Origin of the sequence: Paraburkholderia sp. PGU19, assembly GCF_013426915.1 — a bacterium.
Lineage (GTDB): Bacteria > Pseudomonadota > Gammaproteobacteria > Burkholderiales > Burkholderiaceae > Paraburkholderia.
Map to the genome: position 1 here is coordinate 904,753 of NZ_AP023181.1, position 12,727 is coordinate 917,479.

Below are 12,727 nucleotides of genomic sequence, written 5' to 3' on the forward strand. Positions count from 1 at the left end.
CAGAGCCCGCGATCGAACGGGCGCCAATTCGCAGCTTGCCGTGCGCGTTGGCTTGCGGCATCTGTTCTGACGCCCGTTCACTACGTCACACGTATCAGAACGCGTGACGCAGGCCAACCGTCACGGCAACCTGCGTATCCGTCGACGACGGCGACAGCGTGTTGATCATCGCGTGCGAAAGCACCGAACCCGTCGGTGCGCCATGCACGCTCTGATAGACGCCTTCAAGGTAGAAGTCGGTGCGCTTGCTGAGCGCATAGTCGGATTGCAGCATCGCCGTATTCCATCCCGGCGACGAGCCGTTGTACGCGCCATGCGTGTATGTGTATGCGCCCGATACGCTCAAGGCCGGCGTCAGCGCGTATTTCGCGTTCACCTCGTAGTTATCGAGTCGTAACGAACCGGCCAGCGTTCCCGCCGACGAATCGTTCGCACCGAGATAGGTGCCCGTGCCGAACGAGAACACACCCGCCGCGTTGTCGATCTGCGAATGACTCCACACGAGGCCGACTGTCGCCGGGCCAAACGTGTAGTTGCCGCCGACCGACCAGATGCGCTGCCGTTCCGCGATGAAGTTCGCGGTCGTATCCGACGACGTGGCCGCGCCGCTGCCGTTGCCCGCGTTGTTGAACTGCAGGTATCCGGCGGCGAGATTGACGGGGCCCATCGCATACGACACGCCGAAGCCATACGAGCGATTGTTCGCGAAGTCGCCTGCCTTGTTGCTGAAGCTATACATCGTTTCGAGCGTGACGCCGCTCCACGTCGGGCTGGTGTACTTGACCGAGTTGTTGATCACCACGGAATTCGCAGCCAGGTTGTCGTTCTCGAACGGATGCGCGGCCATGCTGCCGCCCCACGTGTTGAACTCGGCTGTCAGCGGCCCGACGAGGTCATTCATCACGTCGAACTGCCGGCCGAACGTCACCGTGCCGTACGGATCGCTTTGCAGGCCGACCCACGCCTGCGACCCGAAGGCACTGCCCGAAAATGCCTGCGCGCCGTTGTTCAGCAAGAAACCCTGTTCGAGCTTGAACACGGCATGCAAGCCGCCACCGAGATCTTCCGAACCCTTGAGCCCAAAGACCGTATTCTGCGTCGAGCTGCTCACCATCTGCCAGTTGCTGTGACCCTGCTGGTTATTGGTGTACACCAGACCAGTGTCGATAAGACCATAGAGCGTCACGCTGCTTTGCGCATGCGCGGAAGCGGTAAAAACTCCGAGTGTTGCGAGGGCGAGTAAAGATTTCTTCATGTTGGTTTGGCTCCGTGATGTAGCTGTGAAGAGTTTTTTGGGCGCGCGATCATAAAAGAACGGACGATGGTTTGGCAACCTCGCACGCGCCAGACTCGGCAGCGTCTTCATCATAGGAGTGTCAAAAACATCCGGCGCTGAAGGGCACAGTCGCGCAACGCAAAAGCAACGCATGCCGATGGCGGACTGCTTTCAGACAGATGAAAGTGCTTTTGTGAATGGCTGACAAGAAGAGCACAGACGCGTGCTCAAAAGCGAAAAGCGTATTGCAAGCTAACCACGCATTGCACGTGATTAGCACGGACTGGCTATCCGTTCTTCGGCGCGGAAGAAATGTTTCGCCTGCGGCGACCATCGGCGGCGCGTTCGAGCAACAGCCGGTCCATTGCGGACAGCAGATCCGTAGGGGCCAGCGGCTTGCGCAAAAAGCCGTCGTAATAGACGAACGCGGGCGGGCTCGGCTCGCCCGATACGAGAATGAACACGATCGCCGCCAGGTTCTGCTCGTTGCGCACGTGATGGCACAGCACGCTGCCTGACATCACGGGCATCCGCCAGTCCGCGACGACGACATCCACATCGCGCTCGCGCAGCATATCCAGCGCGGCGCGCCCATCTTCGGCGAGACAGGTCGCATAGCCATGCGCTTCGCACACGCCCTGCCACGCGTCCAGCGTTTCAACGTCATCATCTACAAGCAGCACTGTCGGCATATCTGGCCTCGCTCATGACCATTAGATGCACTGCGCTCGCGTCCGCTTCGTGACGTTCAAGCGCGCCTGGATACATTGCTGTCGAAGGAAACCACAAGCCGGCGCCGCGTTCCGTTTCGAACCCGAAGATGCGCCGGCCCTACGATGCAACTCAACTCATACGGGGAACGGATTGCGTTCCGCGAATCCTTCCTGATGCCAGTACGGGTACGCGGGCCGGACCTTGCTCGCTTCATCGAGCTTCGCGACCTGCTCTTGCGTGAGATTCCAGCCCACCGCGCCGAGGTTCTGACGCAATTGCTCTTCGTTGCGCGCGCCGATCAGCACTGTCGAAACAGTGGGCCGTTGCAGCAGCCAGTTCAATGCGATCTGCGGAATCGTCTTGCCCGTCTCTTCGGCGATCGCGTCCAGTGCATCGACGACGCGATACAGATACTCGTCGGGCACGGGCGGACCCATGTCGGCTGTCTTGTGCAAGCGGCTCTGGTCCGGCAGCGGCTGGCCGCGACGGATCTTGCCCGTCAGACGGCCCCAGCCCAGCGGACTCCATACGACGGCGCCCACGCCCTGGTCGATGCCAAGCGGCATCAGTTCCCATTCGTAGTCGCGTCCGATCAGCGAGTAATAGGTCTGGTTCGCCACGTAGCGCGGATAACCGTAACGGTCCGCGACATCGAGCGACTTCTGCAGATGCCACCCGGAGAAATTCGACACGCCCGTGTAGCGGATCTTGCCCGCGCGCACGAGGTCGTTCAATGTGGAGAGCGTTTCCTCCACGGGCGTCTTCGCGTCGAAGCCATGCAACTGGAATAGATCGATATAGTCGGTTTGCAGACGCTTGAGCGCCGCATCGACCGCCTGGATCAGGTGGAAACGCGACGAGCCGACGGCATTCGGATCGTTTTCATCGAAGCGAAACGTGGCCTTCGTCGAGATGATGGTCTTGTCGCGGCGCCCTTTCAATGCCTCGCCGAGAATCGATTCCGATGCGCCGTTCGAATAGATGTCGGCGGTGTCGAACATCGTGACGCCGGCGTCGAGACAGACATCGATGAGCTTGCGTGCTTCGGCGACATCCGTCGCGCCCCACGCCTGAAAGAATTCGCCTTTGCCGCCGAAGGTGCCCGTGCCGAAGCTGAGTACGGGAACCTTGAATCCAGACGCGCCCAGGTGACGATATTCCATGTTGGCCTCATTGATGAACCGGTTGAATGATGCGGACCGCTCGCAAGCTTCGATGCAAGCGCAAGGATCAGGTCGATAGACTACTCCATTGGCTCATAGCGTGCAGGCGCATTGGCCGACGTCATTCAATTGAAAGAAGAACCATGCGGATATTCAGAATGAATACATGCATGCGAAAGAGATGAGCAAGCGCGGCGCCTGACCCGAATCACAAAAAAACAAACGGGGCGCGCATCTCACTGCGCGCCCCGCTTCTCACGACTGCCTCAACCGTTGACGGTCTCGACCTCGCTACGCACCGGCTTGCTCTTGCGACGCAGCTCTTCCGTCGTTTCGCCGCCGCCATCGGGCAGCCAGCCCGGCGGCTGGATCACGTGATTGATCGCGATCCACACGCTCTTCGCCGTCACGACGTCGCGAATCAGCGTGGCCCAGTGCTCGAACTCGACGACGAACGGATTGCGCGACGTGGTCGGCGTGACGAGACCGTAGCGGCAGGGTTCCTCAGCGCGCTCTTCGACATAGGTGCCGAACAGACGATCGAAGATGATCAGCACGCCGCCGTAGTTCGCATCGAGGTACTCGACGTTCGAAGCGTGATGCACACGGTGCGCGGACGGCGTGTTGAACACATACTCGAGCCAGCCCAGCTTCGGCACCCACGTCGTATGCAGCCAGAACTGATACATCAGGTTCATGTAGAGCGTCAGCAGCACGACTTCAGGGCGCACGCCGAGGAACACGAGCGGCGTGAAGAAGATGGCCGAGCCCGTCAGCTTGCCTGTCACACCGAGCCGATAGGCCGTGGAAAGCGTCAACTGGTTCGGCGAGTGATGCACGGCATGCGTGGCCCAGAAGAAGCGCATACGGTGCGACGCGCGGTGATACCAGTAGTAGCAGAACTCCTGTCCGATGAAGAGCGCGAACACCATCACCGCGCTATTGATCGACACAGTGAAGAGGCGATGGTCCCACGCGAGGGCGAAAACCGGCGTCGCGAGCGAGAGCGGCAACAGCGCGAGCAGCTTGCGTCCGACCAGGTCGAACAGCGAAATCCAGACTTCGTACCATGCGAACGGGGTCGCGGTGCTGCGGTTTTTTCTGCTGAGCACGACTGCTTCGATCAACGACACGAATACGATGACGGCCGAAGCGTAAAGAGGGAGTTTTCCGAAGTGTTCCATGACGATGCCATAACGGTTGTGGCGGGAGGTATCGTCTGCGGTGGGTTTGGATCAGTGCATCGCATCCGATATGCGCACTGTAGTGATGGCCGTCGTTACAGGCTATGCGGAAGTTATTTCACCCTATGTCACGGTGCCCGGCGCCTTATGGGACGGCGCTTTCGGGGGTTTTTGCGAAGCGCGGAAAATGGCCGCGGAAGGGCAAAAAAATGCACCGCCTACGTCGTGCGAACGTCTTGCGAACGGTCGTGCCACTCAAAGGCGAATCGCTGCAACAACAACGATTCGCCGAAGCCTCAGCCCGCCATCGTCGCGCGCACCGTGTATTCGCCTTCCGGTACCGAGACCGCGAGCCGATCGAGCGACGCGTAGAAATCAGCAGGCAACGGCTCGACGGGATAGCCGCGTTTCTCCCACGCATCCAGACCGCCCTTCAACGCATGCGCATGCCGAATACCCTTGCGATGCAACTGCGCGATGATGCGCCGCGCCGTCGCCTCGCTCGGACAGACGCAATACACGACGATGGGATGCGCGAGCAGCACGGCGTCGAGCTTGTCCGGCGAGTCGAGATCGAGCGGATAGGCGCCCGCGATCCGGTAAGCCTCTTGTTCGCGCACGCTACGCGGTCTTGCATCGAAGATCAGCGGTGGCGCGTCCGAGCGCATCATCGTGTCGAGCTGGTCGGGGCTGATGCGCGTCTTCGCGAGCAAGCGCCGGAATTGCACACGCCGCACCCAGCGGTACAGCAACACCGTCACGCAGATGGCAGCAAATGCGTCGAAGATCGTGCCGCCGTTGTGCCGCACCAGCAGCATCGCCTGCACGATCTCGTCATGCAGCGCCGCGCCGCCGAGCAGATACGCGCCCGTCCACAGCGACGCGCCGACGGCATCCCAGAACAGAAACACGCTGGTCGCAATCGCCGTCGTGCCGAGCAGCGGCGCGGAAATCAGGCCGAGGCCGGGCAGGAACTTGGCGAGCGTGAGAATCGGCGCGCCATGCCGCTCGAAGACGCCGCGCGCCGTGCGCAGCGTCGTATCGAGCGACAGCGAAAAACGCACGAGCCCGTTCAGCAGCCGCCGGCCGCGCACGCGCCCGACGAAGAACCACAGCGAATCGGCGAGCAGCGTCGCGCCGACGGCCGCGCAGAACACGGCTGCGTACGACACCTGCCCCATCGCCGCCATGGTCCCGGCGAGCATCAGCATCGGCGCGGCCGGCACGGGCACGCCGAGTTGCGTGACCAGCACGCTGAGGAACACGGCCCACGGGCCGAGCGAAGCGGGGATAGCGGTGGGGAAATGCCACACGACAGCGGTCCTTTAAAGCATGGAGCGGGCGGCGTTCTGGCTGAACGGCGTCCATCGAATCGGTATTGCGCGCCGCCGATGCCGAAGCCGAAATCGAAGCCGGCCAGCAAGCGACGCCCGGCGATTCTAGACGGGATTGCGCGAGAACGTGTTCCTGCCGTACAACGCGCCGCCTGTTCTTCCATGCAAAAAGTAACGGATTTCACGGTCATTTCCGTGAAACCGCTTGCCGCTCCCGTGTCAGTCCGGGTCGGGCACCGTCATGCCGAGCAGCGCGGAACTGACCGACTTGCCGTGCGCATCGAGCGCCAGCGAGCGCGTGACGCCGCCGCCGAGCGCATCGCGCAGCACGAAATTGAACGCCGCGAGACGCGGCAATTCATGGCGCGTCACTTCGCCGTGCACGAAATCGGCCAGCCACGCCTTCACGTGCGCGGCGCTCAGATGGGCGCGCAAATGCTCGTAGTGACGCGCGTCGTGACAGATTACCGACACATTCAGCGTATTGCCCTTGTCGCCCGTGCGCGAGTGCGCGAGTTCGCGTAATTGCATGTCAAGCCTCCACGAAAGCAAATGCCGGCTTCACATCGTCGCGCGGCAACAGCACGGATTGCACCGCGAGCACCTCGCGCGTCGATTTCGTGACGCCGCCTCCGCCCGCCGGTCCGTTCGTATAAAGCGTTTCGACTTCGTTGCCGATGCGTAGCGCTTCCTGCGCCGTGGCCGTGCGTCCGGCGACGCGCACGCGCACTTCGTAGGGCTCGCCGCGTTGGTCGGCGGCTGTCTCGCCGTAAAGCGAATCGACGCCGATCAGATCGAAGCGCAGTTCGCTCGCGGCCACGCCCGTCAGCGCGAGCCGTTCTCGCACGATGTCGAGCGCGAGCCGTGCGCGCGCGACGGCGCCCGGCCCGCCGTACGAAATCTGCCCTTCGCCGATATAGCCGTCCGCATAAGCCACCGACACCTTCAGCGTGTCCGTGCGCGCCGTGCCCTTGCCGCCCGTCACGCGCACGCGGTCCACCGCGCCTTCTGCGACTTCGACTTGCGTGAAGTCGGCGACTACATCCGGTTGCAGATAGCGAGCCGGGTCGTGAATCTCGTAGATCAGTTGCTCTTTGCAGGTCGCCGCGCTGACGCGGCCGCCCGCGTGCGGCACTTTCGTAATCGTGACCGCGCCGTCCGCCGTGACTTCGCCGATGGGGAAACCGAGCCGCGCAAGATTCGGCACGTCCTTGTATCCGGGATCGGCGAAATAGCCGCCCGTGATCTGCCCCGCGCATTCGAGCAGATGCCCGACAACAGTCGCCTGGCCGAGCGTCGTCCAGTCATTCATGCGCCAGCCGAACGCGTGGATCAGCGGCGCGGTGAACAAGGACGGATCGGCGACGCGGCCCGTCAGCACGAGATCGGCGCCCGCATCGAGCGCGGCGACGATGGGCGCCGCGCCCAGATAGGCATTTGCCGACACGATGCGCTCGCGATACGCCGCGACGTCATCGCCCGATTCCTCGAAGCGGAACTGGCCTTGCAGCACGACGTCGAGCACATCGTCGCCGCTCACGGCCGCGATCTTCAGTCCGCCCAGCCCGAGCGATTGCGCGATCTGCGCCGTCTTGCGCGCAGCCGCATGCGGATTGGCCGCGCCCATGTTCGAGATGATCCGCACGCCGTTACGCGCGGCGACGGGCAGCACGGCGCGCATGCGCGCTTCGAGCAGCGGATCGTAGCCGAGTTGCGGGTCTTTGCGTTTCGCCTGCTGCGCGATCGCGATGGTCCGCTCAGCCAGGCACTCGAACACGAGAAAGTCGAGTTGCCCGTGCTCCGCCAGTTCGACGGCGGGCTCGATACGGTCGCCCGAGTAACCTGCGCCGGCTCCGAGCCTGACGCGTCGTTCGTGCTGATTTGCTGTCATTGCCGCACCATCCTCTGCCAAAACTCACAACGAAAAAATACCGAGCACGACGCACGCAATCGTCATCACGATCGACGCGCCAAACAGCAGCGGGAACGTGAACTTCTGATGCTCGGCGAGTTCGATCCCGCACAGTCCGACCACGAGAAACGTCGCAGGCGTCAACGGACTGACGGGAAAGCCCGTCGTCATCTGGCCGAGCAGCGCCGCCTGGCCGACGTGCACGGACGGCACACCGAGTTGCCCCGCCACTTCGGCGATCACGGGCAGCACGCCGAAATAGAACGAATCGGGGTCGAACAGCATGCTGAGCGGCATCGAAAGCAGGCCGAGCACGACGGGAATGTGACCCGCCATGCCGGGCGGCACGAAGCCGACGGCCGCCTGCGCCATCGCTTTCAGCATGCCGCTGCCCTGCATGACCCCCGTGAACACGCCGGCCGCGAGCAAAATGCCCGCCATCATCAGCGCGGCGCGTGCGTGGGCGTCGATACGCTTGCGCTGCATGTCGACGTTCGGATAGTTGACCATCAGCGCGATGCACAGGCCGACCATGAACATGATCGCGGGCGGAATCTTCTCGCCCATCACGACCATCGTGCCGAGCACGATCACCGTCAGCACGATGTTGAACCAGAAGTTCTGCGGGCGGCGCAGCGCCTGTTCCTCGGGCGTCAGCTCGCGTTGCGGCATCGGAATCGCGCCAGCCGCGCCCGACACACCGAGCCGTTTCTCTTCGCGCCGCCCCAGCCAGTACGCCGTGCCGAACACGAACACGAGGCCGATCGCCTGCACGGGAATCAATGGATTGAACAGCGCCGAGACGGGCAGATGCAGCGACGCGGACGCGCGGATCATCGGCCCAGTCCACGGCAGGAAGTTGATGCCCGCCGCCAGCGACACGGCCGCCGCCAGCACACGCTTGTCCATCTGCAGGCGCTCGTAGAGCGGCAGCATCGCCGGAATCGTGACGAGAAAGCAGACGGCGCCCGAGCCGTCCAGATGGATAAGCAGCGCCAGCAGCGTGGTGCCCATCACGATGCGCGTCGGCCGCGTGCCGACGGCCCGCAGAATCCGGTCGATGATGGGATCGAGCGTGCCCGCGTCCGTGATCGTGCCGAAGTACAGGATCGCGAACACGAACATGCCGACCACGGGCGCCAGGCTCTTCAACCCGTCGACGACGAACTTGCTGGTCTGCAGCCCGAAGCCGCCGATCAGCGACGCCGCAATGGGCACGATGATCAGCGCGACGAGCGGCGACATGCGCTTCGAGAGAATGGCGCCGAGCAATACGGCGATAGTGACGAGCCCCAGTAAAGGCAGCATGTGCGTGTCTCCAAGTCTTGTCTTTTAATGACTTCGAGCGTAAGTTCAGCGCAGCAATAACACAATTGAAATGATTTGATCGCAGCAATCACAAACCGTTATGGATCTGAATCTCCGCGACATCCGCGCATTCGTCACGGTCGCTCACGCGGGCAATTTCACGCGCGCCGCCGCCCGGTTGCATCTGTCGCAGCCGGCGCTCACCGTGCAGATACGGCGGCTCGAAGAGACCGTCGGCGCGCGGCTGTTCGACCGCAATAGCCGCACCGTGGCGCTCACGCAGACGGGCCGCGAGTTGCTGCCGCTTCTGCAGCGCTCGCTCGACGACATGGAGCGCGTGCTGCGCGACGCCCGCGCGCTCGGCGAGGGATCGAGCGGCACGGTGCGCCTCGCGTGTCTGCCGACGTTCGCGGCGAGCGCGCTGCCCGATCTGATCCAGATGTTCAGAAAGCGTGTGCCGCAGGCGCAGTTCCAGATTCGCGACGTCGTCGCGAGCACGGTGAATGCGCTCGTGCGCAATGAAGAGGCCGATATCGGCCTGACGGGCGGCGATACCTTCGACGCAGCGCTCGAAGTGCTGGTCGAAGGCGCTGACCGGCTCGTGGTGGTGTGCCCGAAAGACCATGCGCTGGCCCGCAAGCGCCGCGTGTCGTTCGGCGACGTCGCCGCATCGCCGCTCGTGCTGACGGCGCAAGGCACGAGCGTTCGCAGCGTCGTCGATGCGGCGCTCGAGCAGGCCGGCTGCGCGCCCGACATCGCCTGCGAGCCGACCTACATGATGACGGCCGTCGCGATGGTGCGCGGCGGCCTTGGCGTGACTATCCTGCCCGCGACGGCCCGCGAGGTGCTGGCCGAACGCGATCTGATCGCAAGACCCATCGACGATCCTTCGTTCGTGCGGCCCATCGCGTTGATCAAGAAGCGCGGCCGCACCTTGCCCCGCGTCGCCGAAGACTTCGTGACACTGATCGCGAAACGCATGAAGTGATCGCCAGAAAAATCCGAACACTTGACATGCGCGCGTCAGATGACGTGTGAGTCGATTGGACGCATTGTGTCATCGCAACCCTACCGGGTAATCGCTATTGCCCGTTTTATGCATCTCCGCCTAATCTTGAGGTCGGCAAGCGGTAGTACCCTGCATCGCAAGCGGCGTCGATCAACGCCGCGTTCGGCATTCATTCCGAGGCGTGACGCACCACATGGCAGCGTACAAGTTCAAGCTCCTGATCGTCGACGACGACGTCGCGACCGTGCGCATCATGAGCGATATGCTTTCTGATTACGGAGAACGGCGCTTTGCGCTGTCGGGCGAAATGGGCTTGTTGCTTGCGCGGCAATCCACGCCCGACCTGATTCTGCTCGACGCGAGCATGCCCGGCATGACGGGCTTCGACTTCTGCGAAATCCTGAAGGCCGACAGCGAACTCGCGAAAATCCCGGTGATCTTCGTCACGAGCCACGACGCGCCCGCGCTCGAAATCGATGCGTTCCGGCTCGGCGCAGCCGATTACGTGACAAAGCCGCTGAACGCAACCCAGTTGCGCGCGCGCGTCGAGACGCAGTTGCGCAGGCGGCTCAAGATCCTGAACCAGTCGGAAAGCTTTCGCGCCGGTCTGTTCCTGCCGCCCACGCTCGGCGCATTGCCCGACAACATTCTGGTCGTCGACAGCGATCCCGGCCGGTTGAACCGTCTGCAGGACCTGCTGCACGATCTGGGCCGCTGCACGTTGGCGACGACGGGCGCGCAAGGTCTCGAACGCGCGCTGCACAGCCTGCCGACCGTGATCCTCGTGGACGCCGCGTTGCCGGACACGAGCGGCTTGCAGCTATGCGCGGCGTTGAAGAAGGAGCCGAGGCTCGAAGGCGTGCCCGTGCTGTTGATGACGGACGGCGCGGCCAGTGACCACGCCGACTATGAACGCGCGCTGCTGAATGGCCTCGCCGACAGCGTGCTGAATCGCGCGCAACCCACCGTGCTCAAGGCGCGCGTGAAGCAGGCGATGGCATCGGTGCACGCGGACCAGAGACGGATCGGCGCGATGCGCGAATACTGGCTCGCCGTGGAGAAAGCCGCACGGCGCGTTGAACGCAAGGACGGCGAAGGGACGGTGCCTGATTGAACAAGGCGGCGAAAGCGCTTGTGGGCTTTCGCCGCCTTGTATGCGCGTCTTGCCGCGCCGCGAGCGCTCGCTCGCTTAGAACCCCGCCGCGAGTCCGTCGCGCCGGCTGTCGCTCGCAGCGACATAGCCACGATCCGGCTCGTTGCGGTCGAGCTTCCAGATGAACTGGCCGGAGCCGAAATCCATATACGGATCGTCGATCGACTTGATCGTGTGGCCGAGGCCTTCCAGTTCGCGCGCGGTGCGCGGATCGAGCGTGTGCTCGATATCGATCGAGAAGTCGCGGTTGACCTTCCAGCGCGGCGCGTCGCACGCGGCCTGCGGCTGCTGGCCGTAGTCGAGCATCCGCACGACGGTCTGCAGATGGCCTTGCGGCTGCATGTCGCCGCCCATCACGCCGAAGCTCATCACCGCTTCCTGCTGGCCGTTCACCTGCTGCGTGAGGAACGCCGGGATGATCGTGTGGAACGGGCGCTTGCCGCCTTCGACCACGTTCGGCGACTTCGGGTCCATCGAAAAGCCGCAGCCACGGTTTTGCAGCGAAATGCCCATGCCAGGCACGACGCAACCCGAACCGAAACCCATGTAGTTCGACTGGATGAAGCTGACCATCATGCCGCGCTCGTCCGCCGCCGACATATAGATCGTGCCGCCCGTCTTCGGCATGCCGAAGTCGAACTGCGTCGCACGCTTCGGGTCGATCAGCTTCGCGCGCGATTTCAGGTAGGCGTCGTCGAGCATCTGCTCGGGCGTCACTTCCATCGAACGCGGATCGGCGACATAACGGTAGACGTCCGCGAAGGCGAGCTTCATCGCTTCGATCTGCAGGTGCTGCGATTCGATGCCGTCGAGCTTCATCGACGCCACGTCGAACTGTTCGAGAATGCCGAGCGCGATCAACGCGGCGATGCCCTGCCCGTTCGGCGGAATCTCGTGCACCGTGTAGCCGCGATAATCCTTGCCGATCGGCTCGACCCACTCCGGCTGATAGTTGCTCAGATCGTCGAACGTCATCGCGCCGCCGTGTTCGCGCGCGAATGCCGCGATGCGCTCGGCGATTTCGCCTTCGTAGTAGGCGCGCGGGCCTTTTTCGGCGAGCAGGCGCAGGGTCTTCGCGTGGCCCGGCATGCGGATCAGTTCGCTGACTTCGGGCGCGCGGCCGTGCGGCATGAACGCATCGGCGAAACCCGGCTGGTTCTTCAGTTCGGGCACGGCGGCCGCCCACTTGCGCGCGACGACGCTCGCCACTGCGTGGCCGCGTTCGGCGATTTCAATGGCGGGCTCCATCAGGTCCGCGAACGGCAGCGAGCCGAACTTCTTGTGCAGCGCTTCCCAGCCCGCGATCGCGCCCGGCACCGTCACCGTGTCCCAGCCACGCACGGGCTGCGTCGCGATACCGTTGTTCTCGCCGTATTTGCGCTTGAAGTAATCGACATTCCACGCGGCAGGCGCGACGCCCGACGCGTTCAGCCCATGCAGCTTTTTGCCGTCCCAGACGAGCGCGAATGCATCGCTGCCCAGACCGTTCGATACCGGCTCGACGACGGTGATCGCCGCAGCCGCCGCGATTGCGGCATCGACGGCATTGCCGCCTTTCCACAGCATGCGCAGGCCGGCCTGCGCGGCAAGCGGCTGCGAAGTCGAGACTATGTTGCGCGCGAACACGGGCATGCGCAGCGTGGGATACGGGTTCTGCCAGTTGAAGCTTGTCAT

11 protein-coding genes are annotated in these 12,727 nt (G+C 63.4%); 2 read left to right on the forward strand and 9 right to left on the reverse strand.

The genetic code is table 11. The annotated features are described in order from the left end of the window. Window positions 1-94: 94 nt before the first annotated feature. The 8 genes from H1204_RS33975 to H1204_RS34010 all read right to left on the reverse strand — a co-directional run bounded on the left by H1204_RS33975 (window position 95) and on the right by H1204_RS34010 (window position 8,891). On the reverse strand, window positions 95-1,255 hold the full coding sequence (locus H1204_RS33975) for a porin (RefSeq protein WP_180734878.1): 1,161 nt from the start codon (window positions 1,253-1,255) through the stop codon (window positions 95-97). 308 nt (window positions 1,256-1,563) lie between these two features. After that, the gene (locus H1204_RS33980; RefSeq protein WP_180734879.1) at window positions 1,564-1,968 is read right to left on the reverse strand and encodes a response regulator; all 405 of its coding nucleotides are present in this window, start codon (window positions 1,966-1,968) and stop codon (window positions 1,564-1,566) included. A 156-nt stretch (window positions 1,969-2,124) separates the two neighbouring features. Further along, window positions 2,125-3,153 carry an aldo/keto reductase gene (locus H1204_RS33985; RefSeq protein ID WP_180734880.1) on the reverse strand — a complete coding sequence of 343 codons (1,029 nt, stop codon included), beginning with the start codon at window positions 3,151-3,153 and terminating at the stop codon, window positions 2,125-2,127. Between the two features lie 266 nt (window positions 3,154-3,419). Continuing rightward, complete coding sequence (locus H1204_RS33990; RefSeq protein WP_180734881.1) at window positions 3,420-4,337, reverse strand: sterol desaturase family protein; 918 nt, start codon at window positions 4,335-4,337, stop codon at window positions 3,420-3,422. 296 nt (window positions 4,338-4,633) lie between these two features. Further along, window positions 4,634-5,650 carry a VTT domain-containing protein gene (locus H1204_RS33995; protein ID WP_180734882.1) on the reverse strand — a complete coding sequence of 339 codons (1,017 nt, stop codon included), beginning with the start codon at window positions 5,648-5,650 and terminating at the stop codon, window positions 4,634-4,636. A 240-nt stretch (window positions 5,651-5,890) separates the two neighbouring features. Beyond that, window positions 5,891-6,202, reverse strand: coding sequence for a hypothetical protein (locus H1204_RS34000; protein ID WP_180734883.1), 312 nt, complete (start codon window positions 6,200-6,202; stop codon window positions 5,891-5,893). Between the two features lies 1 nt (window position 6,203). Then, window positions 6,204-7,562, reverse strand: coding sequence for an acyclic terpene utilization AtuA family protein (locus tag H1204_RS34005; protein WP_180734884.1), 1,359 nt, complete (start codon window positions 7,560-7,562; stop codon window positions 6,204-6,206). A 24-nt stretch (window positions 7,563-7,586) separates the two neighbouring features. Continuing rightward, window positions 7,587-8,891, reverse strand: a complete 1,305-nt coding sequence (locus H1204_RS34010; RefSeq protein ID WP_180734885.1) for a citrate:proton symporter — start codon at window positions 8,889-8,891, stop codon at window positions 7,587-7,589. A 100-nt stretch (window positions 8,892-8,991) separates the two neighbouring features. Between H1204_RS34010 and H1204_RS34015 the strand changes: the two genes are divergently transcribed. Both H1204_RS34015 and H1204_RS34020 read left to right on the forward strand, forming a co-directional pair. Then, entirely contained in the window at window positions 8,992-9,879 is an 888-nt protein-coding gene (locus H1204_RS34015) for a LysR family transcriptional regulator (RefSeq protein WP_180734886.1), read from the forward strand. Between the two features lie 214 nt (window positions 9,880-10,093). After that, on the forward strand, window positions 10,094-11,014 hold the full coding sequence (locus tag H1204_RS34020; RefSeq protein ID WP_180734887.1) for a response regulator: 921 nt from the start codon (window positions 10,094-10,096) through the stop codon (window positions 11,012-11,014). 75 nt (window positions 11,015-11,089) lie between these two features. Here the strand turns inward: H1204_RS34020 and H1204_RS34025 are convergent, their stop codons facing one another. Then, entirely contained in the window at window positions 11,090-12,727 is a 1,638-nt protein-coding gene (locus H1204_RS34025) for a gamma-glutamyltransferase family protein (RefSeq protein WP_180734888.1), read from the reverse strand.

What these genes read in the sequence shown, in the direction of transcription:
- H1204_RS33975 (WP_180734878.1), bottom strand. Translation starts at nt 1,255, where the DNA reads ATGAAGAAATCTTTACTCGCCCTCGCAACACTCGGAGTTTTTACCGCT.
- H1204_RS33980 (WP_180734879.1), bottom strand. Translation starts at nt 1,968, where the DNA reads ATGCCGACAGTGCTGCTTGTAGATGATGACGTTGAAACGCTGGACGCG.
- H1204_RS33985 (WP_180734880.1), bottom strand. Translation starts at nt 3,153, where the DNA reads ATGGAATATCGTCACCTGGGCGCGTCTGGATTCAAGGTTCCCGTACTC.
- H1204_RS33990 (WP_180734881.1), bottom strand. Translation starts at nt 4,337, where the DNA reads ATGGAACACTTCGGAAAACTCCCTCTTTACGCTTCGGCCGTCATCGTA.
- H1204_RS34000 (WP_180734883.1), bottom strand. Translation starts at nt 6,202, where the DNA reads ATGCAATTACGCGAACTCGCGCACTCGCGCACGGGCGACAAGGGCAAT.
- H1204_RS34005 (WP_180734884.1), bottom strand. Translation starts at nt 7,562, where the DNA reads ATGACAGCAAATCAGCACGAACGACGCGTCAGGCTCGGAGCCGGCGCA.
- H1204_RS34010 (WP_180734885.1), bottom strand. Translation starts at nt 8,891, where the DNA reads ATGCTGCCTTTACTGGGGCTCGTCACTATCGCCGTATTGCTCGGCGCC.
- H1204_RS34015 (WP_180734886.1), top strand. Translation starts at nt 8,992, where the DNA reads ATGGATCTGAATCTCCGCGACATCCGCGCATTCGTCACGGTCGCTCAC.
- H1204_RS34020 (WP_180734887.1), top strand. Translation starts at nt 10,094, where the DNA reads ATGGCAGCGTACAAGTTCAAGCTCCTGATCGTCGACGACGACGTCGCG.
- H1204_RS34025 (WP_180734888.1), bottom strand. Translation starts at nt 12,727, where the DNA reads ATGACAAGCTTCAACTGGCAGAACCCGTATCCCACGCTGCGCATGCCC.